The organism is Streptomyces sp. NBC_01116 (genome assembly GCF_041435495.1).
GTDB lineage: Bacteria > Actinomycetota > Actinomycetes > Streptomycetales > Streptomycetaceae > Streptomyces.
The window spans coordinates 6205437-6231105 of record NZ_CP108644.1; the positions used below are offsets into that span (position 1 = coordinate 6205437).

24 protein-coding genes are annotated in these 25669 nt (G+C 72.7%); 18 read left to right on the top strand and 6 right to left on the bottom strand.

The window, feature by feature from the left end; translation table 11 throughout:
• The first annotated feature begins 73 nt into the window (after window positions 1-73).
• The 3 genes from OG245_RS27415 (at window position 74) to OG245_RS27425 (ending at window position 2164) form a co-directional block, all read left to right on the top strand.
• The gene (locus OG245_RS27415; RefSeq protein WP_371626080.1) at window positions 74-772 is read left to right on the top strand and encodes a hypothetical protein; all 699 of its coding nucleotides are present in this window, start codon (window positions 74-76) and stop codon (window positions 770-772) included.
• Window positions 769-1299: a hypothetical protein gene (locus OG245_RS27420; RefSeq protein WP_371626081.1), complete on the top strand. Its 531-nt coding sequence runs from the start codon at window positions 769-771 to the stop codon at window positions 1297-1299. Before OG245_RS27415 ends, OG245_RS27420 begins: the two co-directional genes overlap by 4 nt.
• 82 nt (window positions 1300-1381) lie before the next feature.
• Complete coding sequence (locus OG245_RS27425) at window positions 1382-2164, top strand: isoprenyl transferase (protein WP_359622585.1); 783 nt, start codon at window positions 1382-1384, stop codon at window positions 2162-2164.
• 77 nt (window positions 2165-2241) lie between these two features.
• Here OG245_RS27425 and OG245_RS27430 read toward each other — a convergent pair whose 3' ends face one another.
• Window positions 2242-3576: a PP2C family protein-serine/threonine phosphatase gene (locus tag OG245_RS27430; RefSeq protein WP_371626082.1), complete on the bottom strand. Its 1335-nt coding sequence runs from the start codon at window positions 3574-3576 to the stop codon at window positions 2242-2244.
• Window positions 3577-3850: 274 nt separating this feature from the next.
• On the opposite strand from OG245_RS27430, the gene OG245_RS27435 reads away from it, so the two are divergent.
• Window positions 3851-4090 carry a hypothetical protein gene (locus tag OG245_RS27435; RefSeq protein ID WP_371626083.1) on the top strand — a complete coding sequence of 80 codons (240 nt, stop codon included), beginning with the start codon at window positions 3851-3853 and terminating at the stop codon, window positions 4088-4090.
• Window positions 4091-4129: 39 nt separating this feature from the next.
• Here the strand turns inward: OG245_RS27435 and OG245_RS27440 are convergent, their stop codons facing one another.
• Window positions 4130-5278, bottom strand: a complete 1149-nt coding sequence (locus OG245_RS27440; protein ID WP_371626084.1) for a PucR family transcriptional regulator — start codon at window positions 5276-5278, stop codon at window positions 4130-4132.
• Window positions 5279-5469: 191 nt separating this feature from the next.
• On the opposite strand from OG245_RS27440, the gene OG245_RS27445 reads away from it, so the two are divergent.
• Together OG245_RS27445 and pruA are read left to right on the top strand one after the other, a co-directional pair.
• Window positions 5470-6396: a proline dehydrogenase family protein gene (locus OG245_RS27445; protein ID WP_371626085.1), complete on the top strand. Its 927-nt coding sequence runs from the start codon at window positions 5470-5472 to the stop codon at window positions 6394-6396.
• A gap of 79 nt (window positions 6397-6475) precedes the next feature.
• Window positions 6476-8107 (top strand): L-glutamate gamma-semialdehyde dehydrogenase, encoded by a 1632-nt coding sequence (pruA, locus tag OG245_RS27450; protein ID WP_371626086.1) that lies wholly within the window; start codon window positions 6476-6478, stop codon window positions 8105-8107.
• Between the two features lie 145 nt (window positions 8108-8252).
• Here the strand turns inward: pruA and OG245_RS27455 are convergent, their stop codons facing one another.
• On the bottom strand, window positions 8253-8963 hold the full coding sequence (locus tag OG245_RS27455) for a nitroreductase family protein (RefSeq protein WP_371626087.1): 711 nt from the start codon (window positions 8961-8963) through the stop codon (window positions 8253-8255).
• Window positions 8964-9166: 203 nt separating this feature from the next.
• On the opposite strand from OG245_RS27455, the gene OG245_RS27460 reads away from it, so the two are divergent.
• From OG245_RS27460 to OG245_RS27510, 11 genes are all read left to right on the top strand, one after another.
• Entirely contained in the window at window positions 9167-10234 is a 1068-nt protein-coding gene (locus OG245_RS27460; RefSeq protein WP_371626088.1) for a S1 family peptidase, read from the top strand.
• A gap of 139 nt (window positions 10235-10373) precedes the next feature.
• Window positions 10374-10925 (top strand): GNAT family N-acetyltransferase, encoded by a 552-nt coding sequence (locus OG245_RS27465; RefSeq protein ID WP_371626089.1) that lies wholly within the window; start codon window positions 10374-10376, stop codon window positions 10923-10925.
• 416 nt (window positions 10926-11341) lie between these two features.
• The gene (locus tag OG245_RS27470; RefSeq protein ID WP_371626090.1) at window positions 11342-11470 is read left to right on the top strand and encodes a hypothetical protein; all 129 of its coding nucleotides are present in this window, start codon (window positions 11342-11344) and stop codon (window positions 11468-11470) included.
• Between the two features lie 121 nt (window positions 11471-11591).
• Window positions 11592-12668 (top strand): 3-isopropylmalate dehydrogenase, encoded by a 1077-nt coding sequence (locus OG245_RS27475; RefSeq protein ID WP_371626091.1) that lies wholly within the window; start codon window positions 11592-11594, stop codon window positions 12666-12668.
• A 256-nt stretch (window positions 12669-12924) separates the two neighbouring features.
• Window positions 12925-14028 carry a branched-chain amino acid aminotransferase gene (locus tag OG245_RS27480; RefSeq protein ID WP_371626092.1) on the top strand — a complete coding sequence of 368 codons (1104 nt, stop codon included), beginning with the start codon at window positions 12925-12927 and terminating at the stop codon, window positions 14026-14028.
• 154 nt (window positions 14029-14182) lie between these two features.
• Window positions 14183-14734 (top strand): SUKH-4 family immunity protein, encoded by a 552-nt coding sequence (locus tag OG245_RS27485; RefSeq protein ID WP_371626093.1) that lies wholly within the window; start codon window positions 14183-14185, stop codon window positions 14732-14734.
• A gap of 171 nt (window positions 14735-14905) precedes the next feature.
• Window positions 14906-15949, top strand: coding sequence for an agmatine/peptidylarginine deiminase (locus OG245_RS27490; protein ID WP_371626094.1), 1044 nt, complete (start codon window positions 14906-14908; stop codon window positions 15947-15949).
• Window positions 15946-16560, top strand: coding sequence for a TetR/AcrR family transcriptional regulator (locus tag OG245_RS27495; RefSeq protein ID WP_371626095.1), 615 nt, complete (start codon window positions 15946-15948; stop codon window positions 16558-16560). The genes OG245_RS27490 and OG245_RS27495 overlap by 4 nt, the downstream gene beginning before the upstream one ends.
• Before the next feature lie 340 nt (window positions 16561-16900).
• Window positions 16901-18508 (top strand): citramalate synthase, encoded by a 1608-nt coding sequence (cimA, locus tag OG245_RS27500; RefSeq protein ID WP_371626096.1) that lies wholly within the window; start codon window positions 16901-16903, stop codon window positions 18506-18508.
• A gap of 367 nt (window positions 18509-18875) precedes the next feature.
• A complete protein-coding gene (locus OG245_RS27505; RefSeq protein WP_371626097.1) occupies window positions 18876-21491 on the top strand; it encodes a glycoside hydrolase family 3 N-terminal domain-containing protein in 2616 nt (871 codons plus the stop codon).
• Between the two features lie 58 nt (window positions 21492-21549).
• On the top strand, window positions 21550-22929 hold the full coding sequence (locus OG245_RS27510; protein WP_371626098.1) for a hypothetical protein: 1380 nt from the start codon (window positions 21550-21552) through the stop codon (window positions 22927-22929).
• 199 nt (window positions 22930-23128) lie between these two features.
• Here OG245_RS27510 and OG245_RS27515 read toward each other — a convergent pair whose 3' ends face one another.
• Genes OG245_RS27515 through OG245_RS27525 form a run of 3 tightly spaced genes read right to left on the bottom strand, consistent with a single transcriptional unit; the run spans window position 23129 to window position 25081 of the window.
• A complete protein-coding gene (locus OG245_RS27515) occupies window positions 23129-23764 on the bottom strand; it encodes an SMI1/KNR4 family protein (protein ID WP_371626099.1) in 636 nt (211 codons plus the stop codon).
• Between the two features lie 41 nt (window positions 23765-23805).
• The gene (locus OG245_RS27520) at window positions 23806-24045 is read right to left on the bottom strand and encodes an SCO4225 family membrane protein (protein WP_371628005.1); all 240 of its coding nucleotides are present in this window, start codon (window positions 24043-24045) and stop codon (window positions 23806-23808) included.
• Between the two features lie 31 nt (window positions 24046-24076).
• Window positions 24077-25081 (bottom strand): YdcF family protein, encoded by a 1005-nt coding sequence (locus OG245_RS27525; protein WP_371626100.1) that lies wholly within the window; start codon window positions 25079-25081, stop codon window positions 24077-24079.
• A 264-nt stretch (window positions 25082-25345) separates the two neighbouring features.
• On the opposite strand from OG245_RS27525, the gene OG245_RS27530 reads away from it, so the two are divergent.
• A complete protein-coding gene (locus tag OG245_RS27530) occupies window positions 25346-25579 on the top strand; it encodes a hypothetical protein (protein WP_371626101.1) in 234 nt (77 codons plus the stop codon).
• The last annotated feature ends 90 nt before the right edge of the window (window positions 25580-25669 follow it).

Here is a 25669-nt window from a genome sequence, read left to right on the forward strand (position 1 = left end):
CGCGTGGTGATCCCGGCCGCCGTCCGGCCGGGGGACCGCGTGCAGCGGGCCGGCCGACGGAGGAGAGACGAGCATGCGACGTGTAGTGCGGGGCTTCTGGGGTCCCCGGCCGGAGCCGGCCGAGGCGCTGGCCGACCGGTGGCGGCGGACCCTCGACGGGTTCGCCGAGCTGGTCCCGCAGACGGCCGACTCCTGGAGTCAGGTCCACGGGAACGGTCCCGCCACCGCCTTCACCGCCGAGGGGGACGCCCTGCTCGGCGCGCTCCGCACCGCCCAGAGCGCGGCCGACTGGTCGGACCTCACCGGCACCGGGCTGCGGCTCGTCGGCACCGGGGCGCCCGGCTGGGAGGCCGAGGTCAGCGGACTGGCCGGAGGGGCGCCGGAGTTCCTGCTCCAGTCGCTCGCGATCATCCTGCACGCCCCGGACGGGGCCGTGGTCCCCGAGGAGGCGCTCCTGTCGCTCGTCGCCCGGGTGTGGGAACCGGACTTCGGCGACGTGAGCGACGACGACGTGCTGGACGCGCTGGAGGACGACGCCGGGTACTCCGTCGGCGACCCCGTCGTCGGCCGGACAGGCTACCTCTCCCCGGCCCGCGCCGCCCTCGTCCCCGACGGCCTGGAGGTGGTCCGCGAACCCCTGCCCGGCGGCGGGGAGTTGCTGAGCATCGCGGCCCCGGGCGACAGCGCGGGCGTGGTGCGGGTGTACCAGCGGCTGCGTGAGGCGGGGGCGTTGGCTCCGCTGCCCCGCCCGATGGACCGGGCGGTCCTGTGACCTGCCGGGCGGGCGAGGACTTCGACGCGGAGCGCGCGACGGCCGAGGTGGCCGGGCTCCTCACCGCCTCCGTACCGGCGACCGGCCCCACCGCCGCCGAGGGCGACCCGGCCACCGGTGAATGGACGGTCACCGTCGGGGCGGGCTTCCGGATCGTGCCGCTCTGGGAGGGGGACCCCCTCACCGGCGTGTACGCCCCCGAGTGGAACGACGCCGAGGAGGCCGCCGAGGGCCATCTGGCCGCGCTGGCGCGGGCGTTGGACGACCGCTGGGGCCCGCACCGGCCGGTGCGGCTGCACGTGGCGCTGTCGCGGCGGGAGGCCGGGGCGCCGGTGGAGCCCTTGTTCGAGGCGCTGTTCGCCGAGGATCTGTACGGGGACCTGACGGTCTGGGGGCCGGTCGCCCCCGGCGGCCGGTGGGTCGCCCTGACCGTGGGGCACAGCGACGGCGACGCGCCGCTGGTGCTTGCCGCCCTGGTCAGCGACCGTCCGATCACCGAACCGGACGACGGGGACGGCCCGTTGTGAGGACCGGCCGGAAGACGCCGGAGGCGTCCGGGACCGCCGGCGGGGTCCTCCGGCACCGGTGGTCCTGTGATGGAGTGGGGCCATGAAGCTGCTTCCCCTGTTCCTCCGACGACCGATCGAAGCGGTGTACGAGCGTCGGCTCGCCGCCACCCTGGTGGGCCTGCCGCGCCCCCAGCACGTCGGGATCATGGTCGACGGCAACCGCCGCTGGGCCCGGAAGGCCGGGCACACGGACGTCCGGGAGGGCTACCGGGCGGGCGGCGCCAAGGTGACCACGTTCCTGGGCTGGTGCACGGCCGCCGGGATCGAGCACGTGACCCTCTTCATGCTCTCCGACGACAACCTGGGCCGCCCCGCCGAGGAGCTCGGCCCGCTGATCGAGGTCATCGAGGAGACCGTCCGGGACATCACCGCCGAGGGCCGCGACTGGGAGGTCCGGGCGATCGGCTCGCTCGACATGCTGCCCGGCGCCAGTGCCCGGGTGTTCAAGGAGGCCACCGCCGCCACGACCGGGCGCGGCGGCCTCAAGGTGGACGTGGCGGTCGGCTACGGCGGCCGGCGGGAGATCGTCGACGCGGTGAAGAGCGCCTTCGAGGAGCACATCGCGGCCGGCGGCGACCCGGCCGAGCTGGTCGCCCGGTTCGGGATCGACGACATCTCGCGGCACCTGTACTCGCCCGTCGCCGACCACACCGACTTCATCATCCGCACCTCCGGCGAGCAGCGGCTGTCCGGCTTCCTCCTCTGGCAGTCCGCCTACGCCGAGATGCACTGGGTGGACTGCTACTGGCCGGCCTTCCGGCACGTGGACTTCCTGCGCGCGCTGCGCTCGTACGCGAACCGGGAACGCCGCTTCGGCAAGTGACGGGTCCGCCGGTCGGGCGTCCATCGGGCCGGCACGACGACGCGGACACCCGCGCGGTCTTCCGGGCGGCCGGCCCGTCAGGCGTCCGGGGGGACGCGCAGGGCGAGCAGGGCGGTGTCGTCGCTGGCCCAGCCACCGTGATGTGCGGCCAGGACCTCGGTGAGATGTCTGACCGTGGCCGTGGCGTCCAGCTCATGGGTGGCGGCCAGTGCGCCGACGAGCTCGTCCTCGCCGAACACGCCGTGAGCTTCCTGGCCGGTGTTTCCGGGACGGGGCCGCGCCTCGCACGCCCCGTCGCTGTAGAGCAGCAGAAGGTCCCCGGGAAACAGCTGGTAGTCGACATCGGTGAGGTGGACCTGCTCCAGCACGCCCAGGAGCGTTCCGGCTCGTCCGAGCTGGTGGACCTCGCCGTTCGCCCGGCGGAGGAGAGCCGGCGGATGCCCTGCCAGGGCGATCCGCCCGGACAGGCCGGTGGGAGTGGTGTGGAAGGTGGTGTAGGCGGCCGTGAGGAAGCGGGGGGACCGCTGGGCGAGCATCGCCCTGTTCAGCCGGTCGAGCAGGAGGGCGGGGGTGAGGCTCTGCCCGGCGTCGGCGCGCACGGTGTAGCGGGCCATCGAGGTGACCTTCGCCGCCTCCACACCCTTGCCGCAGACGTCACCCAGGACCGCGCCGTAGGTGTCGCCGGTGGTGTGGAACAGGTCGTAGAAGTCCCCGCCCACCTCGACGCCGCTGTAACCACTGGCCGAGGCGGGCAGATAGGAGGCGGCGGCGTCCAGGCCGGGCACCGGCGCCAGCGCCGGGGGCAGCAGCCCCTGCTGGAGGGAGCGGGCCAGGTCGGAGGAGACCTGTTGGGCTTTCCGCGCGGCCGCCAGGCTCTGGCGCAGATGGATCTCCGCGGAGACCGACCGGGCGAGCGTGGCCAGCGTGCTCAGATCGCCCCGCGACCAGGTACGCGGGGCGTCGTCGATGACGCAGAAGCTCCCCAGCACCTGCCCGTCCGGGCTCATGAGCGGATATCCCGCCCACGCTCCGATGTTCATCGGCCCGACCGAGGGATGCTCGCGCGTGCGCGGGTCGGCGGCGGCGTCGTCCACGATGAAGGGGTCGCCTGCCAGTCCCACCAGGAAGTAGCAGAAGCTCTCCCGGACCGGGTTCTGCCGTTGCGCGATATCCGTCGCCCGCACCCCGACGCACGACTTCCAGAACGAGCGCTCCTCATCGACCAGGGTCACGAACGCCCTCCCCGCGCCGGTCACCCTCGCCGCCAGGGTCGCGAGGTCCTCGAAAGCCTCTTCCGGGCCGGTGTCCAGCAGTTCCGTCGCGGCGACCGCGGCAAGCCGCTCGGGATCCGACAAGGCTGCCGGCAGGCCGTCGTCACGCAGCCCGCCGACGAAGTCCACTCCACCGCCCATGCCGTCCACTCCTTCACCGGTCTACACCTTTTGCGCGTACGAAGACCAGGTCGATTATCCGCACCACTGTGGCCGTATCCAACCGGAGGCCCGTTCCTCGACACCACCGCGTCGCAGACCGCCGAGCGGGTGTCGCTGACCGTCACGGACGCCCCGGCCATCGCCGCGGGCCCCGGCGATGTCGGGGCCCGTCGACCTCGACCACCGTGGTCGGCCGACGTGCGGCGATCCGACCGACTGGCGCAGTTGTTCGAACATGCGATCTAATTGAGGGATGGAGCGCTTCCCTTTCCCCGACGATCTGATCCGCGCACAACGGGAGTGGCACGACGTCCGTCGCGCGCTCGCCGCGCCCCGCCCGCGCCACACCACCGAGCTGCGCCGCCGCCTGCTCCACCTGTCCGTCCGCATCCACTGGCATCCGTTCTGGTCCACCCCGGACGGCTGGACGCCCGCGGCCCGGGTGGAGCTGAGGCGGCAGACCCGGGAGGCCCGGCGGGCGGAAGCGGCGTGAGTCGTCGCGGCGCCGGGGCCCTACGGGTGGTGGACGCCCTTACAGCCGGGCCCGCTTCACCGCCATGTGCAGCAGCAGCCGGTCCTCGCCGTCGTTCAGGTCGAGGCCGGTGATCTGCTGGATCCGGGAGAGCCGGTAGTACAGCGTCTGGCGGTGGATGCCCAGCGCGGCGGCCGTCCGGCCCGCCTGGCCCGCGCAGTCCAGGAACACCTCCGCGGTGTGTGCCAGCTCCCGGTGCAGCGGGGTCAGGAGGGAGGCGACCGCCGGGTCCCCGGGGGCGCCGCCGGTGCCCGGGAGGGCGGTCAGCAGGCGGTACGGGCCGATCGCCGACCACCGGGCGACCGGGCCGAGGCGGGTCTCGGCCCGTGCCGCGCGGGCCGCCGCCGTGGCCTCGCGCCAGGAGACCGTCAGCTCGTCCAGACCCCGGCGCGGCGTGGCGATCCCCCCGGTGGCGGCGGGGCCCGCGCCGGCGCGCAGCCGGTCCGCGGCGCTCAGGGCCGGGTCGAGGCGGTCCGGCGCACGCAGCCGGACGAGCGCGGCCAGCGCCAGGGCCCCGGCGGCCCCCGGCCCGGCGACCGTCGCCAGGGCGGCCGCCGACGCCACCCCGCGTACGGAGGGGGTGTCATCCGCCCACGGGGTCACGCACACCACCGTGTGCAGCCCCTCCGCGTCCGGCCCCAGGGCCTCGCCCAGCGCGGCGACGGCGGTGTCGCGCTGCCCGCCGGGGCCCGCCGTGAGCACCGCTCCGAACTCCCGCGACAGGTCGGCGCCCGCCCGCGCCTCGTCGGAGAGCAGCGCCCCGATCCGGGCGGCGACCTCCATCGCGGCGGTCAGCTGCTCGTCGGTCGGGCCGGGATCGGCGTCGAGGAGCCAGACGTAACCGAGGACGACACCCCGATGGCGTACGGGAAGGCAGATGCGGTCCCGGAACACCCCGGCCTCGGGGGCGGCGGGGATCCGGACGGGACCGGTCGCCCGGGTGATGCCGAACCCCTCGAACCAGGCGCGCACGGCGGGTGTGGAGCGCCGGGTCAGGATCGAGCGGGTGCGGACCGGGTCCATGGCGGAATCGTCGTCGCTGTCGTGGGCTCCGAAGGCGACCAGGCCGAAATCCCGGTTCTCCAGGGTCGCCGGGGCGTCGAGGAGGGCCGAGATCTCGTCGACCAGTTCCTGGTAGTCGCCTGTCACTCCGCCATTCTGCACCCCTTCCCGCTCTTCTTCAGACAGATGTCTGAGATGGCGGCCACGGATGCGTGACAGGTGTCGATGGCACAGGATCGGAGCGGTCCCTAGATTTCACGGTGGTTATCCGTGCCGTACCGGTCCGTTCACGTTCGTGCCGTTACGGCCCCTCGTCCGTACATTCGTGGAGGTGCCCCGTGCTGGGTCCCGTGATTCTCGCCGCATCGCGCAGCGACAAGATGCGCCGGTTCGTCTCGGCCGCGCCCGGCACCAAGCAGGTCGTCGACCGCTTCATCGCCGGGGAGACCGTCGACCAGGTCGTCCCGATCGTGGAGGACGCCGCGGACAAGGGGCTGGAGGTCACGCTCGACGTCGTCGGCGAGGACATCACCACCCCCGCGCAGGCCGAGGCCGCCCGCGACGCGTACCTGGAGCTCGTCGAGCGTCTGAAGGACCTCGGCCTGGGCACCCGCGCCGAGATGTCCGTCAAGCTGTCCATGTTCGGCCAGGCGCTGGAGAACGGCCACGAGCTGGCCCTCGCCAACGTGCGCCCGGTCGTCGAGGCGGCGGCCGCCATCGGCACCACGGTCACCCTGGACGCCGAGGACCACACCACCCTCGACTCGATGTTCGCCATCCACGAGGAACTGCGGAAGGACTACCCGGAGACCGGCTGCGTCATCCAGTCCTACCTGTTCCGCACGGAGGACGACGCCCGCAGGCTCTCCGCCGCGGGCAGCCGCGTGCGCATCGTGAAGGGCGCCTACAAGGAGCCCGCCTCCGTCGCGTACCAGGACAAGGCCGAGATCGACAAGGCGTACGTCCGCATCATCCGGATCCTGATGGAGGGCGAGGGCTACCCGATGATCGGGTCCCACGATCCCCGTCTCATCGCCATCGCCCAGGAGCTGGGCCGCCAGGCAGGGCGCAAACTGGACGAGTACGAGTTCCAGATGCTGTACGGCATCCGCAGCGACGAGCACGTCCGACTCGCGGCCGAGGGCCACCGGATGCGCGTCTACACGGCGTACGGCACCGACTGGTACGGATACTTCATGCGCCGCCTCGCGGAGAAGCCGGCCAACCTGCTGTTCTTCGGCCGCTCGATCCTCACCAAGGGCTGAGCGCCCGGCCCCGACCCGGGGCTGAACCGGCCACGGCCGACACACCCATCCCCGCCGACACCAAGGAGACAAGGCAACCATGGACGCCGTCACCCAGGTCCCCGCGCCGGTCAACGAGCCGGTTCACTCCTACGCCCCGGGCTCCCCGGAGCGCGCCCGCCTGGAGCTGAAGCTCAAGGAGCTCGCCGAGAACCCGATCGACCTGCCGATGACCATCGGCGGCGAGAAGCGGATGGGCGGCGGTGAGCGTGTGAACGTCGTACAGCCGCACAACCACCAGGCCGTCATCGGCACCTTCGCCGGCGCCACCGAGCAGGACGCCCAGGACGCCGTCGACGCGGCCCTCGCCGCCGCTCCGGCCTGGCGCGCGATGGCCTTCGACGACCGCGCGGCGATCATCCTGCGCGCCGCCGAGCTGCTGGCGGGCCCCTGGCGCGAGACGCTGGCCGCCTCCACCATGCTCGGCCAGTCCAAGACCGCCCAGCAGGCCGAGATCGACACCCCCTGCGAGCTCATCGACTTCTGGCGCTTCAACGTGCACTACGCGCGCCAGATCCTCGCCGAGCAGCCCCCGGCGAACTCCCCGGGCGTGTGGAACCGCATGGACCACCGCCCGCTGGAGGGCTTCGTCTACGCGATCACGCCGTTCAACTTCACGGCCATCGCGGGCAACCTCCCCACCGCCCCCGCCCTCATGGGCAACGTCGTGGTGTGGAAGCCGTCCCCGACGCAGACCCACGCCGCCGTGCTGCTGATGCAGCTCCTGGAGGAGGCCGGGCTGCCCAAGGGCGTCATCAACCTGGTCACCGGCGACGGCATCGCCGTCTCCGAGGTGGCGCTGAACCACCGCGACCTGGCCGGCATCCACTTCACCGGCTCGACCCCCACCTTCCAGCACCTCTGGAAGACGGTCGGCAACAACATCGCCAACTACCGCACCTACCCGCGGCTCGTCGGCGAGACCGGCGGCAAGGACTTCGTCGTCGCGCACCCCAGCGCCGACCGCGCCGTCCTGAAGACCGCGCTGACCCGCGGCTCCTTCGAGTTCCAGGGCCAGAAGTGCTCGGCGTCCTCCCGGGCGTACGTCCCGGCCTCCATCTGGAACTCCGGTTTCAAGGAGGAGTTCGCGGCCGAGGTCGACGCGATCACGATGGGTGACGTCACCGACCTGACGAACTTCATCGGAGCCGTCATCGACGAGCGCTCGTTCGCCAAGAACAAGGCCGCGATCGACCGCGCCAAGTCCGACCCGGCGTGCACCGTCGTCGCGGGCGGCACCTACGACGACTCGGTGGGCTACTTCGTCCGCCCGACCGTCATCGAGTGCTCGGACGCCGAGAGCGAGGTCTTCACGACCGAGTACTTCGGCCCGATCCTCGCGGTCCACGTCTACGAGGACGAGAAGTACGACGCCATGCTGGAGCAGATGGAGTCGGTCTCGGACTACGCGCTGACCGGCTCGGTCATCTCGGGCGACCGCGCGGCCGCCGCGTACACGATGGACAAGCTCCGCTACGCCGCGGGCAACTTCTACATCAACGACAAGTCGACCGGCGCCGTCGTCGGCCAGCAGCCCTTCGGCGGCGGCCGTGCCTCCGGCACCTGCGACAAGGCGGGCGCCCCGCAGAACCTCCAGCGCTGGACCCTGACCCGGGCCATCAAGGAGACGCTGGTCCCGCCGACCGACTACACCTACCCCCACCAGGGCTGACGCCCTCCCGGGGCGCCGCAGCACGGCGCCCCGGACCCGAGGTCTCCCGGTGACGTAAGACCTCCCAGAGCACCGCCCCCCGACCGGCCCCCCTGCCGGCCGGGGGGCGGTTTCCATGAGGCGGGGCCCTGGCCGGGCCGGCGGCTCAGACCTCCACGAACACCTGGTCCAGCGACTTGCGCACCAGGTCGGGGACCTCGCAGTCATCGGCGGGATAGCCGACGGGGATCACGGCGAAGGCCTTCTCGTTCTCGGGCCGCTCCAGGACCTCGCCGAGGAAGCGCATCGGGCTCGGCGTGTGGATCAGCGCGGCGAGACCGGACAGGTGCAGGGCGGTGAGGAGCATGCCCACCGCGATCCCGACCGACTCGTCCACGTAGTAGTGCTTGCGCTTCGTGCCGTCCTCGCCCAGCCAGTAGCGCTGCTGGAACACCACGATCAGGGCGGGCGCGTCCGTCATGTGGGCCTTGACCGCGTCGGTGCCCAGCGGGCGCAGCGCGGCGAGCCACTCCTCGCCGAGCCGCCCGTCGTAGCTGACCTTCTCCTCGTGCTCGGCGGCCTCCCGGATCCGCCGGCGTACCCCGGGATCCTTGACCAGCACGAAGGTCCACGGCTGCTGATGGGCGCCGGAGGGCGCGGTGGCCGCGCACCCGACGGCGTCGCGGAGCACCTGCTCGGGGACCGGGTCGGGGGAGAAGGCGCGGACGGTCCTGCGCTCGTCCATGCGCTCCCGCAGCCGGGCGGCGCGGGCGAGGGACTCCTCGGGGGCGATCCGCTCGGGGCGGTAGGGCGCGGGACGGTACGGGTCGCCATGGGTGGGCGACCACTGCCGGTGCGTGGGCGTCGTGTCGGACATGGCCGCAGTGTGCGCGGTGGGGGAGGCCCGGGGGAAGCGGTGCTTCGGACAGGCGCGGGACCGGTCCCGGTCAGTGTCCGCTGACCGGGACCGGCTGTCCGCCCTCCGGCGCCCCCGGGCACGCGGTCTTGTGGGTTGGGTAATGAGCATGTCAAATTCCTTCTCGGTACGTCCCCACACGTCACCCCGGAAGGAGCTCCCCCATGAGACGCAACTCCCGTGCGCGCCTGGGCGTTTCCCTGCTGCTCGTCGCCGGCGCCCTCGGCCTCGGAGCCGCGCCCTCCACCGCCGCCGACGCCCCGGCGCCCGCGCCCTCGGCGATCCCCGCACCGTCCGCGTACGCGCTCGACGCCGCCGTCGGACGGCAGCTCGGCGCCGCCACCGCCGGAACCTACCTCGACGCGAAGACCGGGAAGCTGGTCGTCACCGTCACCACCGACCGGGCCGAGGACCAGGCCCGCGCGGCCGGGGCCACCGTCCGCCGGGTGGCCCGCGGCGCCGCCCAGCTCGACGCCGCGATGGAGACCCTGGAGGCCGAGGCCAAGATCACCGGCACCTCCTGGGGCGTCGACCCGCGCACCAACCGGGTCGCCGTCGAGGCCGACTCCTCGGTCTCCGCACGGGACCTGGCCCGCCTCGAAGCCGTCGCCGAACGGCTCGACGGCGCCGTCGACATCAAGCGCGTCCCGGGCGTCTTCCACCGCGAGGTGCTGGGCGGCGGCGCGATCTACGGCGGCGGCAGCCGCTGTTCGGCGGCCTTCAACGTCACCAAGGGCGGGGCCCGCTACTTCGTGACCGCCGGACACTGCACCAACATCTCCGCCAACTGGTCGGCCGCCTCGGGCGGTCCGGTCGTCGGCGTCCGGGAGGGCACCAGCTTCCCGACCAACGACTACGGCATCGTCCGCTACACGGACGGCTCCTCGCCCGCCGGGACCGTCGACCTCTACAACGGTTCCACCCAGGACGTCTCCTCGGCCGCCAACGCCGTCGTCGGCCAGGCGATCAAGAAGAGCGGATCCACCACGAAGGTGACCTCCGGCACGGTCACCGCCGTCAACGTCACCGTCAACTACGGCGACGGGCCCGTCTACAACATGGTCCGCACCACCGCCTGCTCGGCGGGCGGCGACAGCGGCGGCGCGCACTTCGCCGGATCCGTCGCCCTCGGCATCCACTCCGGCAGCTCCGGCTGCTCGGGCACCGCGGGCTCGGCCATCCACCAGCCGGTCACCGAGGCGCTCTCCGCGTACGGCGTGACCGTGTACTGAGCCGCCACCGCCGGTGTCACCGCACCGGCACCGCTCGACCCCGCCCGCCCGGACCCCGCGCACCCCGGTCCGGGCGGGCCCGCGCGCGGCGGCGATATTCGCTGTCGTGCGGGCCGGGGCTGCTGGCAGGCTTGAGGCCATGGACCGGTCTCCCGCAGTGCGCGTCGCCCACACGTCCGAGCTCACCGCCTCCGAACGGGGCCGGATCCGCGAACTGCTCGACACCGCCTTCGACGGCGACTTCGCCGACGAGGACTGGGAGCACTCCCTCGGCGGCGTCCACGCCCTGGTGCACGACGCCGGCGGCCTCCTGATCGCCCACGGCAGCGTCGTCCAGCGCCGGGTCCTGCACGCGGACCGCTCCTACCGCGCCGGATACGTCGAGGCCGTCGCCGTCCACGCCGGCCACCGCCGCCAGGGCCACGGCCACCGGGTGATGGCCGCGCTGGAACACGTCGTCGACACGGCCCACGACTTCGGGGCCCTGTCCGCCTCCGACGCCGGCGCGGCGCTCTACGCGGCGCGCGGCTGGCAGGTGTGGCCGGGCCGCCTCGCCGCCCTCGGCCCGGCCGGCCCCGTCCCGCTGCCCGAGGAGGAGGGCACCACCTATGTCCGCCCCGCGGCCGGACGCCCCCTGCCCGCGCCCGGCGAGACGCTCCAGTTCGACTGGCGGGACGGCGACCTGCTGTGACGGACGGGGGCGGGTCTCAGTGGGCGATCCGGATGGCAATCCGGCCGGTGTTCTCGCCCTGCGGCATCCTGAGAACCCTGTGTCACCACCTCTGAGCAGGCGCGATCGCTCGCGGACCAGGCGTTGATCCGGGAGCTGCGGGCGGAGCGCGCGAAGGTGACCGTCTCAGATAGTAGGAAGTCCGAGTAACTGTGGAGACAGGACGGCTCCGCTGTCCTAACTTGGTAGGAGCCGAACGAATCGCTCGATCGAGCGACCGGCGGATGCGGGCGCACGCCCCGAAGCAGGCAACCCCTGCGGCGTACGCTCCCCGCCCCTTCCGGCACCTCGAAATCCGATCCCGGCCCGGCCTCGGCGCCGCACCACGGTGTGCGGCCCGCCCCCGGCATCCATGCGATCTCAAGGAGTCGATCCTCATGGCCACCACCACCGCACGTCGCGTCCGTCACGCCGCCCGTCCGTCCGAGTCGGACCGCAAGAACGCCGCCGCCGCTCTCCAGCGCGCCCTGGACCGCCGGGACAACGGCGGCTCGACCGGCCACTGAGCCGCCCGCACACCACCCGCCCCCACCCGGAACACCCCGGAACGCCCCGGACACCCCTGCGTCCTGTCCGAATGGTGGACACCGGATGTCATGGGGTGGGACGCACCGTTAGGCTTCCGGCATGTCTCGCAGCATCGATCTCGCAGTGATCCCCGGTGATGGAATTGGCCAGGAAGTCGTGGCCCAGGGTCTCAAGGTCCTCAACGCCGTCCTCCCGCAGGATGTGAAGCTGGAGACCAAGGAGTACGACCTCGGCGCCCAGCGCTGGCACCGCACCGGCGACACCCTCCCGGACGCGGAGCTGGAAGCCCTCAAGAAACACGACGCCATCCTCCTCGGCGCGATCGGCGACCCGTCCGTGCCGTCCGGCGTCCTGGAGCGGGGGCTGCTGCTGAAGCTGCGTTTCGCGTTCGACCACTTCATCAACCTGCGGCCCTCCAAGCTCTTCCCCAACACCGCGACCCCGCTCGCCGGCCGCCCCGACATCGACTTCGTCGTCGTGCGCGAGGGCACCGAGGGCCCGTACACCGGCAACGGCGGCTCGCTGCGCACCGGCACCCCCGCCGAGGTCGCCACCGAGGTCAGCCTCAACACGGCGTACGGCGTCGAGCGCGTGGTCCGCGACGCCTTCGAGCGCGCGGCGGCCCGCCCGCGCAAGAAGCTGACGCTGGTCCACAAGAACAACGTCCTCGTCTACGCCGGCCACCTGTGGAAGAACACCTTCGACCGGGTCGCCGCCGAGTATCCGCAGGTCAGCACCGACTATCTGCACGTCGACGCCGCGACGATCTTCTTCGTCACCCAGCCGGAGCGCTTCGACGTCATCGTCACCGACAACCTCTTCGGCGACATCCTCACCGACCTCGCCGCGGCCGTCTCCGGCGGCATCGGCCTGGCCGCCTCCGGCAACATCAACCCGACGGGCGCGTTCCCGTCGATGTTCGAGCCGGTCCACGGCTCGGCCCCCGACATCGCGGGGCAGGGCAAGGCCGACCCGACCGCCACGGTTCTCTCCGTCGCCCTCCTGCTGCGCCACCTCGGCTACGAGGCCGAGGCCGCGCGCATCGAGGACGCCGTCTCCGCCGACCTCGCGGAGCGAGGGGGGCACCTCCCAGGCCCTTCAGGCTCTGGGGGAGGTGCCGCCACGCGTACGACCGACGAGATCGGCGACGCCCTCGCGGTACGCGTAGCGGGCTGATCCGACGACTCCATCCGAAGCCGCCGGGTCAGCGAAAGCACCCGGCGGCTTCACCTGTGCGGCCTCCGGGTGCCACCATCAACCCCTGGACCGCACGCACACCGTTTCGTGCACGGCCCCCCGCACGTGATAATCGAACGCGGGGCCGTTGCTCGCGGTAAAGCTCGGACGTCCTAGGACCTGACCGGAAAACGTCGGGCAGAGACGGGCGTGAGCGCGGTCCATCACACACAAGACCGGTGAAGGACACGCACTCATGACGACGCCCACGATCGAGCTCAAGCCCTCCTCGAACCCGCTGTCCGACGCGGAGCGCGAGGCGATCCTGGCCAACCCCGGATTCGGCCGGCACTTCACCGACCACATGGTGACCATCCGCTGGACCGAGGGCCGGGGCTGGCACGACGCCCAGCTGGTCCCCTACGGCCCGCTGTCCCTGGACCCGGCCAACATGACCCTGCACTACGCGCAGGAGATCTTCGAGGGCCTCAAGGCCTACCGCCGGCCCGACGGCACGGTCGCCACCTTCCGCCCCGACGCCAACGCCCGCCGCTTCCAGCGCTCGGCCGCGCGCCTGGCCATGCCCGAGCTGCCCGTCGAGACGTTCATCGAGGCGTGCGACGCGCTGGTGCGGCAGGACAAGGCGTGGGTCCCGGCCCACGGCGGCGAGGAGTCCCTCTACCTGCGCCCCTTCATGATCGCCACCGAGGTCGGCCTCGGCGTGAAGCCGGCCAACGAGTACCTCTTCCTGGTCATCGCCTCGCCCGCCGGCGCCTACTTCCCCGGCGGAGTGAAGCCGGTCTCCATCTGGCTCTCGGAGAACCGCGTCCGCGCCGTCCCCGGCGGCGTGGGCGACGCCAAGACCGGCGGCAACTACGCCGCCTCCCTCCTCGCCCAGGCCGAGGCCGCCGCACACGGCTGCGCCCAGGTCGCCTACCTCGACGCGGTCGAGCACAAGTGGGTCGAGGAGCTCGGCGGCATGAACCTCTACTTCGTGTACGCCCAGGAGGACGGCTCGAAGAAGATCATCACGCCGTCCCTCACGGGTTCGCTGCTCGCCGGCGTCACCCGCGACTCCCTCCTCAAGGTCGCCCGCGACCTCGGTTACGGCTCCGAGGAGGGCCGGATCTCCATCGGCCAGTGGCGCGACGACACCGCGAAGGGCACCCTCGTCGAGGTCTTCGCCTGCGGCACGGCCGCCGTCATCACCCCCGTCGGCCTGGTGAAGTCCGAGGGCGGCGAGTGGACCCAGAGCGCCGGCGAGCCCGGCGAGGTCACCATGAAGCTCCGGGAGCGTCTTCTCGACATCCAGCGCGGTGTCGTCGAGGACACCCACGGCTGGATGCACCCGCTCGGCTAGGGACACCTGCTCCCCGGACCGGTCAGGGCCCGCGTGCTCCGGCATGCGGGCCCTGACCGGCAGCGGTCCCCGATCGCGGTGGATCGACTTGCGCCGCTCTCTCCGGTCGCGGCCTCTGTCCCCGGCCGCCCTCACGGAAGGCGAAGGGCCCGGCATGAAGTCCGCCCTCACCGCCGACGACGTGCGCTCCGTGTTCGGCCTGACGGGCGTAGTCCACTTCCCCCGCTACGACGCACCGCACCACCGGCTCGACGACCGCACCGCTTTCGTCCTGAGCGCCATCGGCCTCCCCGACACCCCATGGTTCATGTCGAGGGCGAGCCTGCGCGCGGACGACTTCATCGACCTCGCCGGCTGGTACGGCGGCCGAGGCCCCGTCCCCGACTCCTGTCGGCACTGGCTCGTGCTCGGGCTCCTCGCCGACACCACGCTCGCGCTCGACCCGGACCGGGGGACCGTTCACGCCCTCGGCGACGGCGTGGACGGACTGGTCCACCACCCGATCCACCGCGACGTGGAATCCCTTGTGTACGCGCTGACCAGGTTCGAGGCGCTCTGCCGGCGACCGAGGAACGACGACGGAGCGATCGAGGAGCGCGTGGACGCCCTGCGCGCCGACATCTCCTCGTTCGACCCGCTCCCGTTCGCCGGCGAGGACTCACCGTGGCACCTCGCCTTCGAAGAGGTCGTCGACGGCATCTGGTAGTGCCGGGGCGGCGGTCGGGCCGTCCATCGCCGGCCCGCCCAGGGCGCAGGGCCGGTACGGGTTCTTCCGTGCCGAAGGATAGAGCGCCGCTCAAACCCCACGGGCCAAGCTTCCGTGCGGGCTTGGCCTGAAGTTAGAGTGGCACTCTAAGCATCTCGACCAGGAGCCACCATGCCCCTCACCCCCGCCCCCTTCCGCATGCCCCCCGAGTGGGCCCCCCACGAGCGCACCTGGATGGCCTGGCCCGGGCCCAACCCCACCTTCGCCTCCGACGACGAGCTGGACGGGGCCCGCCGCGCCTGGGCCGGTGTCGCCCGTGCCGTGCGGCGCTTCGAGCCGGTGACCATGGTCGTCGGGCCCGGCCAGGAGGAGGGTGCGGCGACGCTGCTCGGGCCGGACGTGGAGCTGGTCGTGCGGCCGCTCGACGACGCCTGGATGCGGGACATCGGCCCCACCTTCGTCACCGACGGCCGGACGCTCGCCGCCGTCGACTGGACGTTCAACGGCTGGGGCGCGCAGGGCTGGGCCCGCTGGGGGCACGACCAGCACATCGCCCGGGGCGTCGCCGAGCTGGCCGGGGTGCCCGCCCACAGCTCCCCGCTCGTCAACGAGGGCGGCGCGATCCACGTCGACGGCGAAGGCACCGTCCTGCTCACCGAGACCGTCCAGCTCGGCGAGGAGCGCAACCCCGGCTGGAGCAGGGAGCAGGTCGAGGCGGAGGTCCACGCACGCCTCGGCACCGAGAAGGCCATCTGGCTGCCCCGGGGGCTGACCGGCGACTACGGGACGTACGGCACGCTCGGCCATGTCGACATCGTCGCCGCCTTCGCCCGCCCGGGCGCGGTCGTCGTCCACGTCCAGCCGGACCCCGCCCACCCCGACCACGAGGTCACCCGGGAGACCCTGGCGATCCTGCGGGCCGCCACCGACGCCCGGGGCCGCGCCCTGGAGGTCGTCGAGGTGCCCGCGCCCACCGTCCTGTGCGACGAGGACGGGGAATGGGTCGACTACTCCTACATCAACCACTACCTCTGCAACGACGCCGTGATCCTCTGCGCCTTCGACGACCCGCGCGACGAGGAGGCCGCCGCGATCTTCCGCGGTCTCTTCCCGGACCGTACGGTCACCCTCGTCGACGCCCGTACGATCTTCGCCGGCGGTGGAGGCATCCACTGCATCACCCAGCAGCAGCCGAAGGTCCGAGCGAACCCATGACCCGCGCCCCCCGTCGCACCCACCACGCCGCCCCGCCCCGCGAGGACGTCCTCGCCGCCGCCATGGCCGCCGTCGCCGAGCGCGGGCTCGACGGGCTGACCATGGCCGGACTGGGGCGGGAGGTGGGGATGAGCAGCGGGCACCTCCTCTACTACTTCCGCACCAAGGACGAACTGCTCCTCCAGACCCTGGAGTGGAGCGAGCGGCGCCTCGGGGCCGAGCGCGGCGCCCTGCTCGCCCGGCCGGGAACCGCCCGCGCGCGGCTGGACGCGTACATCGGCCTCTACCTGCCCGCCGGGCACCGGGACCCCCACTGGACGCTCTGGCTGGAGGTCTGGGGCCGCTCCCAGAACGCCGACGACGACGCCCGCGCCCGCCAGGCCGCCATCGAAGGGGTCTGGCACCGTGACCTGGTGGCACTGCTCGCCGAGGGGGTCTCGCGCGGCGAGTTCCGGCCCGTGGACGCCGACCGGTTCGCCGCCCGGCTGCGGGCGATGCTCGACGGGTTCAGCGTCCACGTGACGGTCGGCATCCCGGGGACGGGGCGCGAACAGGTGCTGGCGCAGGCGGCGGAGTTCCTGGACGAGACGCTGACACGGGGCGCTCATTGAGGGAGGCAACGGGTGTCACGACCGCATCCTGAGACACCGCAGTCACGGGGCCGTCGCTGTGCGAGACTGCTTCCGTGTCCTCGTTCGTCATGATTATTGGCAGCAGGCGCGCCGGTCCGCAGTGACCGTCCCGTACCACCCCGTACGGCGCGGCCATCGTGCCCCAGACCCGCGCGCAGACCTCTCGCACCCGCGAGGGGTTTTTTCGTTTTCCGGCCCGCACCCGGGCCGGAGCGAGGCGCGCGAGATGATGGGGGCAAGTGGAGCTGGGGCCTGTTCCGGGTTCCCCGAGCAGGCCCAGACCGTCCGGATCCACTCATCCGACAGGAGTCAGATCAGCATGACCACCAAGGCCAACGCCACCGACGACAGTTTCCATGTCTTCGACACCACACTGCGCGACGGTGCTCAGCGTGAGGGCATCAACCTGACGGTCGCCGACAAGCTGACCATCGCCCGTCATCTGGACACCTTCGGTGTGGGGTACATCGAGGGCGGCTGGCCGGGGGCCAACCCGCGCGACACGGAGTTCTTCGCCCGCGCCCAGCAGGAGATCACGTTCGAGAACGCCCAGCTCGTGGCGTTCGGCGCGACCCGCAGGGCCGGCGGCAGCGCGGCCGAGGACCCCCAGGTGCAGGCCCTCCTGAACTCCGGCGCCCCGGTGATCACGCTGGTGGCCAAGGCGCACGACCGCCACGTGGAGCTGGCCCTGCGCACCACCCTGGAGGAGAACCTGGAGATGGTCCGCGACACCGTCTCCCACCTCCGCGAGCAGGGCCGCCGGGTCTTCGTGGACTGCGAGCACTTCTTCGACGGCTACCGCGCCAACGCCGAGTACGCGAAGTCCGTGGTCCGCACCGCGTACGAGGCGGGCGCCGAGGTCGTCGTCCTCTGCGACACCAACGGCGGCATGCTCCCCGCGCAGGTCCAGGCCGTCGTCTCCACGGTCGCCGCCGACACCGGGGCCCGGCTCGGCATCCACGCCCAGGACGACACCGGCTGCGCCGTCGCCAACACGCTGGCCGCCGTCGACGCCGGCGCCACCCACGTCCAGTGCACGGCCAACGGCTACGGCGAGCGGGTCGGCAACGCCAACCTCTTCCCCGTCGTCGCCGCCCTGGAACTCAAGTACGGCATGAAGGTCCTGCCCGAGGGCGCGCTCGCCGAGATGACCCGCATCTCGCACGCCATCGCCGAGGTCGTCAACCTCACCCCCTCCACCCACCAGCCGTACGTCGGCGTCTCGGCCTTCGCCCACAAGGCCGGGCTGCACGCCTCCGCGATCAAGGTCGACCCCGACCTCTACCAGCACATCGACCCCGAGCTGGTCGGCAACACCATGCGGATGCTCGTCTCCGACATGGCGGGCCGCGCCTCCATCGAGCTGAAGGGCAAGGAGCTCGGCATCGACCTCGGCGACGACCGCGCCTTGGTCGGCCGGGTCGTGGAGCGGGTCAAGGAGCGCGAACTCCGTGGCTACACCTACGAGGCCGCCGACGCCTCCTTCGAACTGCTGCTGCGCGGCGAGGTCGAGGGCCGGGCCCGGCGCTACTTCCGTACGGAGTCCTGGCGGGCGATCGTCGAGGACCGCCCCGACGGCACCCACGCCAACGAGGCCACCGTGAAGCTCTGGGCCAAGGGCGAGCGGATCGTCGCCACCGCCGAGGGCAACGGCCCGGTCAACGCGCTGGACCGGGCGCTGCGCGTCGCCCTGGAGCGGATCTACCCCCAGCTCGCCAAGCTGGAGCTGGTCGACTACAAGGTCCGCATCCTGGAGGGCCGCACGGGCACCGAGTCCACCACCCGCGTGCTCATCACCACGGGCGACGGCACCGGCGACTGGGCGACCGTGGGGGTCGCCGAGAACGTCATCGCCGCCTCCTGGCAGGCGCTGGAGGACGCGTACACCTACGGACTGCTGCGCGCGGGCGTCGAGCCCACGGAGTAGCCGCCGGACGGCCCGCCCGGGACCGCACCGCGCGGGAGCCGCCGCCCGTCACCGGGCGGCGGCTCCCGCGCGTCCACCGACGTCCCCGCCCGCCCGGCCCGAGCCGAGGGAGCACCGACGCGCGTCAGGGGCAGAGGAAGCGCCAACGCGCCTCAAAGGCAGAGGAATTGCTCGGCCCGCTCCGGCATCCGGGCCGGCTGCCCCGCCGCCTGCGCCGCATCGTCCGGTCGGGGGAACGGCAGGACTTCTCGGCCGTGTTCATCACCCACGACCTCTCCCTCCTGATCGAATTCCCGGACCGGATCGCGATCCTGTACGGGGGCTGCTCGCCGTTCGGACGACCGTCCCGAGAGGAGAGCGCTCCCAGATGCCCAGCACACCGCACCTCCCTTCCCGCCCCCGGAAGCGCCGGAGCAGAACCGCGACGGCCGCCCTCGCCACCGCGGCCGTGCTGGCCACCCTGCCGGCCCTGGGCGGCGCCGCGGACGGCCACGGCACCGACCGGGCCCTCGGGCCCAACGCGAGCACCCTGCCCGGTACGCGTCCGACGAACGACGTCCAGCTGTCGGGCACGGCGGACCCGGCGCACACCGCGAGCCTCCGCACCGACACCGCGGTCCGGCCGGTGGAGAACGGCGCCGACGCCCGGATCGAGCTCTCCCTCGCCACCCCCGGCTCCGCGCCCACGAAGGAGCCCGTCACCGTCACGTACGCCACGAAGGGCGGCACCGCCGAGGCCGGGAAGGACTACACCCCGGTCACCGGCAGCCGCACCTTCCCCCCGGGCACCGCCGCCGGCACCACCCACCGGATCACCGTCCGCACGGCGAAGGCGTCGAAGCCCGCCGAGGCGAGGACGATCCCCCTGGAGCTGACCGTCACCGGGGCCGAGGCCCCCGAGGAGAACCCGCAGGTCGTCATCGACGCGCACGGACTCCCGTACCAGAACGCGAAGCTGCCCGTGGAGCAGCGGGTGGCGGATCTGCTGGCGCGCATGTCGCCCGCCGAGAAGGCCGGCCAGATGACCCAGGCCGAGCGCAGCGCGCTCCGCGCCCCCGGCGACATCGCCGCCTACCACCTCGGCTCCCTGCTCTCCGGCGGCGGCTCGGTCCCCACGCCCAACACGGCCGCCGCCTGGGCGAGGATGACCGACGCCTACCAGCTGCGCACCCGGGCCACCCGCTTCCAGATCCCGCTGCTCTACGGCGTGGACGCGGTGCACGGGCACAACAACGTGGTCGGCGCGACGATCATGCCGCACAACATCGGCATCGGCGCGGGCCGCGACCCCGGGAGCGCGGAACGGACCGGCGCGATCACCGCGAAGGAAGTCCGCGCCACCGGCGTCCCGTGGAGCTTCGCCCCCTGCGTCTGCGTCACCCGCGACGAGCGCTGGGGCCGCTCCTACGAGGCGTTCGGCGAGGACCCGGCCCTAGTCGAGGCCATGGAGACGGTCATCCAGGGCATGCAGGGCAGCCCGTCCGGGAAGGACCTGCACCGCAACGACAAGGTGCTCGGCAGCGCCAAGCACTTCGTCGGCGACGGCGGCACCGCGTACGGCTCCTCCACCACCGGCTCGTACACGGTCGACCAGGGCGTCACCGAGGTCACCCGGCAGGAGCTGGAGGCCGTGCACCTCTCCCCGTTCGAGGAGTCGGTGAAGCGGGGCGTCGGCACGGTCATGCCCTCGTACTCCTCGCTGGACGTCCTGGGCGACGGCCGGGGCCCGGTGAAGGCGCACGCCGACGCCGAGATGATCAACGGCGTCCTCAAGGGCCGGATGGGCTTCGAGGGCTTCGTCATCAGCGACTGGCAGGCCATCGACCAGCTTCCCGGCGACTACGCCGACGACGTCGCCACGTCGGTCAACGCCGGACTCGACATGATCATGGTCCCCACCGCATACCAGGACTTCACCCGGACGCTGAAGGACCAGGTCGCGGCGGGCCGCGTCCCCGAGGCCCGGATCGACGACGCCGTCGCCCGCGTCCTCACCCAGAAGTTCCGCCTCGGCCTCTTCGAGAAGCCGTACGCGGACACCGCCCACCTGGAGAAGGTCGGCTCGGCCGGGCACCGGGCCGTGGCCCGTGAGGCGGCGGCGAAATCCCAGGTCCTGCTGAAGAACGAGGGCGCGGTCCTCCCGATCGGGCCGGACCGGAAGGTGTACGTCGCCGGATCCAACGCCGACGACCTCGGCAACCAGGCCGGTGGCTGGACCATCAGCTGGCAGGGGGCGTCCGGGAGGACCACCACCGGCACGACGATCCTGGAGGGCATGCGAAAGGCGGCGCGGACCCCCGCGTCCGTGACGTACTCCCAGGACGCCTCCGCCGCCACGGACGGCCACGACGTCGGGGTGGTCGTCGTCGGCGAGACCCCGTACACCGAAGGCGTCGGCGACGTCGGCAACGGCCACGACCTGGAGCTGACGGCCGCCGACCGGGCAGCGGTCGACACGGTCTGCGCCGCCATGGAGTGCGCCGTCCTCATCGTCTCCGGCCGCCCCCAGCTCATCGGCGACCGGCTCGGGAAGATCGACGCCCTGGTGGCCTCCTGGCTGCCGGGCTCCGAGGGCGACGGCGTCGCGGACGTCCTCTACGGCAGGCGGGCCTTCACCGGACAGCTCCCGGTGACCTGGCCGAAGTCGCAGGCCCAGCTTCCGATCAACGTCGGGGACGCGGCCTACGACCCGCAGTTCCCCTACGGCTGGGGCCTGACCACCCTGAAGGAGCCCCCGGCCGGCGGCGAGCAGGCCCTCGCGGCCCTCGCCACCGCCGCCCGCGCCGCCGAGAAGGCCCAGCTGGGGAGGGCCCCGGAGGGCAGGGCGATCGTGGAACGGGCCCGGCTGATGGTCCAGCGGAAGATCGACGGGACGCTCACCCAGGAGGTCTCGAAGCCGTTCGCGGAGGCGGACCACCTGCTGCTCACCGGTGACCTGACCGGAGCGGTGGCCGAACTGCGCACGGCGTACCGAGCAGCGTAGGAGCGCGGTGCTCCGGGCGGGCGACGGCGTTCGCCGCCCGTCTGGAGTAGCGTTAAGTATGAGGAAAAGGCTCTTTCCCGCGCTGCTGGCGGGCCTGCTGCTCATCTTCGCAGCGGCGGCTCTCGCCCTGACCTCCCCCGCGTCGGCCGCGCCCGCCGCGACCATCCAGGACGCCGCCCAGGCCCTGCGCGACGATCCGGTCTACGTCGACCCGGGCGCCCGCGACCAGCTCTCCGTCGCTGACGAGAAGGCACTGGAGAACAAGATCACGGACGCCGGCAAACCGGTGTTCGTGGCCGTCCTCCCCGATACCCCGGCCTTTCCCGAGGAAGACCTCCTCCAGACCCTGCGCAGCGACACCGGCATCACCGGCGTCTACGCGATACGCCTCGGCGACGGCTTCGACGCGGGCGCGGACCCGCAGGTCATGCCCACCCGAGCGGTCGAGAACCTCACCGCCTCCGTCGAGAACCCCACCACCGCCGGAAACACGGACACCCAGCTCAACGCCTTCGTCGACCGCGCCGTCGAACAGGCCCGGGGCTCCGCCCCCGCCTCCTGGTCCGATGGAGGGGGCGCCGCGGACGGGACCGGAGCGCCGGTCGGCGGCCTGATCACGCTCGGCGCGCTGGTCGCGGCGGGCGGCGCGGGCGCGTACGCGGTCTCCCGCCGCAACAAGCGCCGCAAGGAGGAAGAGGAGCGCGCCGCGCTCGACAAGCTCCGGGTCGTCGTCGACGAGGACATCACCGCGTACGGCGAGACCCTGGAACGCCTGGACTTCCACCCCGCCGAACCGGGCGCGGACGACACCATGCGCGCCGACTACGAACGGGCCCTGGACTCCTACGAGAACGCCAAGTCGAAGATGGACCGGGCCGGACACCCCTCGGACGTCCGCGGAGTCACCCAGTCCCTGGAGGACGGCCGCTACTCCCTCGCGGTCCTGGAGGCCCGCCGCACCGGCGCGCAGATCCCGGCCCGCCGCCCGCCGTGCTTCTTCGACCCGCGCCACGGCCCCTCGGTCGCCGACGTGCTCTGGACCCCGCCCGGCGGCGCGGCCCGCGAGGTCCCGGTCTGCGGCGCGGACGAGGCGCGGCTCACCCGGGGCGAGGACCCCATGAGCCGCACGGTCGACGTCGGCGACGGCAACCGCCGCCCGTACTGGGAAGCGGGCCCGGCGTACGGCCCGTGGGCCGGCGGCTACTTCGGCGGCGGCCTGCTCCCCGGCCTCCTGGTCGGCACCATGCTCGGCTCGATGCTCGCGACCCCGGCGTACGCCTCCGAGTACGGCGGCGGTGACTTCGGCGGCGGTGAGGGCGGCGACTGGGGCGGCGGCGACTTCTCCGGCTCCGACTTCGACGCCTCGGGCTTCGGCGGGGGCGGCTTCGGCGACGGCGGAGGCTTCGGGGGCGGCGGCTTCGACGGCGGCGGGTTCTGAGTCCCGCCGCCGTCCTCCAGCGCCCCGGGTTCCGGCGGATCCCCTCAGCCGGGCCCCGGGTTCCGGCTGAGGCGATCCCGGTCCGCGGACGGCCCCGGGGCGGGCCGACGTGCAAGGGCCGAAGCTCGGAGTCGATCCTCTCCCGGCGCCGCCAGCAGGGCATTTCGCACCCGATTCCCGATGGGGCCGACGGGCCGACTCAGTTGTCGTCCTCCTCGTCCTCCTCCATGCTCGCGTACCCGGAGTGGAACAGCGCTGAGAAGCTGGGGTACTCCGTGGTGTCGCCGTACTTCGGTGTGAACTCGTAGGCGGCCCACTCGCCGTCCGGCCCGACGTCGGTCGGATCGAGCAGCCAGAAGTCCTCTCCCCGGGCGATCTCGATGGACCGGCGGAACAACTCCACGACTCCCTCGTTGCCGGGTATCGAGGCGTAGATCTCGGTCACGCGTCCGCCGGCCTCGCTGTCCCGCATCCACACGACGCGGTCGCACGGATGGACGCTGTCCACCCAGCCGTCGAGGCACTTCCACCCGTCGCTCGCCAGGAAAAATCCCCGCAGGCCGGGCGGGAACCGCACTCCGATCCGCTCCTCGGACGCCGCCAGAGCTTCCTCCCGGGCAGGGGCTTCGCCCAGCCACGGCTCAACCCGCTCGTCCTGGTCCAGAGCCTCCAGCTGATCCTCGTCCAGCAGGTCGACCAACTCCTGCTCGTCGGCACGGACCTTCACGTACAGCTCGCCGTACCGCTCCAGAAAGACACGCCATTCCTCCGGCGTGGTCGGGGCGCCGGCAACTTCATTCTCTTCAGGCCCAGTTGTCTCAGTCACGCCGATCATGGTGCCAGGAGGCTCTGACAATGCCGATGGCCGACGAGAGGTCAGGCGTTGCTCACACCGCCCGCGGTGGCGTGGGCCCACTGTTGCGTGATGCGGCGGTACAGGGCACCGAGCGCGGCGGCCTGGACGATGGCACCGCGGGGAACGCCTGTCAGCCCCACGGGACCGGCGGCGAGGAACACCGAGGTCGGTGCGGTGGCCAGGACGGCCCACGACCCGGCGGAGCCGGCGTCTCCGGAGGAGGAAGCCGGGACGGCATCCACGGTCACCCACAGACACACCGCGAGCCCGACATGATCCAAACGAAAGGCCCTAGGCCGCGTACCAGGCGGCCACCCCGCCGAGGATGATGATCACGCACATCGCCGCATTGCTGCGCCGGTAGTCCACGAGGATCGCGGTGAACTCGCGGAGCGTCGCGTTGGGCCAGAAGTACGCGGCCGTGGGCGAGCCCACCACCTGCCCCCGGATCCGGACCCGCCGGGCGGTGAGGGCGGCGCGGAAGGCGTGGTAGTTGTTCGTGACGACGACGCACCGGTAGTCGGGCTTGGCCTCCTCCATGATCGCCTTGCTGAACCGCAGGTTCTCCTCGGTGTTCGTCGACCGGTCCTCCCGCTCGACGAGATGCGCCGGAAAGCCCTCGGCCACCAGGAGGTCGGCCATGGCGTGGGACTCCGGAAGGTCCTCGTCGGGCCCCTGTCCGCCCGAGGTGATGAGCACGGGGGACCCGCCGCGCCGGGAGAGCCATGCGTGCACCTCCCGCCCGCGCTTCAGCCGGCTCGCGAGCAGCGGCGGCACGGTGGAGCCGCCGACGAGCCCCGAGCCCAGCACCACCACGAAGTCGGCCCTGCGGCGCACCCGCAGCCGCCCGTAGAGGAACGCGTAACAGACGAAGCACAGGAACAGGAACGAGAAGTAGAGCGCCAGCCCGCCGGCCGCCGTCGCCGCGCCGATCAGCACCGGTGTCCGCAGCGCGGCGGCGGTGGCGAGCAGGGCGACCACGGCGAGGATGGCCAGGGCCGCCAGCAGGGAGAGCAGATTCGTCGGGCTCCTGCCCTCCTTGCGCAGCATGCGTACGCCGTTGAGGAACAGGAAGCACGTCAGTACGAGCACCGCCACCGCCCCCAGGCCCAGCAGCGACCACACCACGACCGCCGCGGAGGCGGAGCCGGAGTCGACCAGCCGGTACAGCAGACCCGCCAGCGCACAGAGCGCGGCGAGCCCCAGGACGACGGCGTTACTGAACTTGCGGCGCTCGCGCAGCACGCTCACACAGAAGACGAGGAAGAGGAGCGCCGCCGGGGCGTAGACCACCATGCGCACAGACTATGCAGCGCTCCGGGAGCCGTTGACGGCGAGGTGGGGGGCGGGGCCGGAGGGGCCGGTGCGACCGGTGGCCGGACGCTGTGCCAGGCTCCGGCCCATGAGACGGAGCTTCAAGCCGCACGGCGGCCTGGGCGGCCTGGCGCCCGGCGAGTTGCGCCGCGCTGACGCCGCCTCCGCCGCTCGTTGACGGTGAACCGTGACGGTGATCCTCGATCGGGGCGTGCCCTTTGCGGGGTCCGAGCCGTTGAACCCGGCATGAAGAAGCGAAGCGTACTCGCCGCCGTCACCCTCGCCACCGGAGCGGTCATCGCCGCGATCAGCCCGCACCCGGGAGGCGGGGACACCGCACACGCCGCCGAGCCGCCCATCAGCCTGGGCGCGCTGGACAACGTCGGCGAGCTCGGCACGCTGGTCGACGGCGCGGCGGGGGCCACCACCTCCACCGCCGGCACGGTCACCAGCACCGTGGAAGGCGCCCAGCTCAGCTGAACCGGCTGGGAACGGGGGCGGGGGCGGCCGAAGGGGCGCCCCCGCCCCCGTTCCCGTTCCCGGCATTCCGCCGACGGGCCCGGCCGCCCG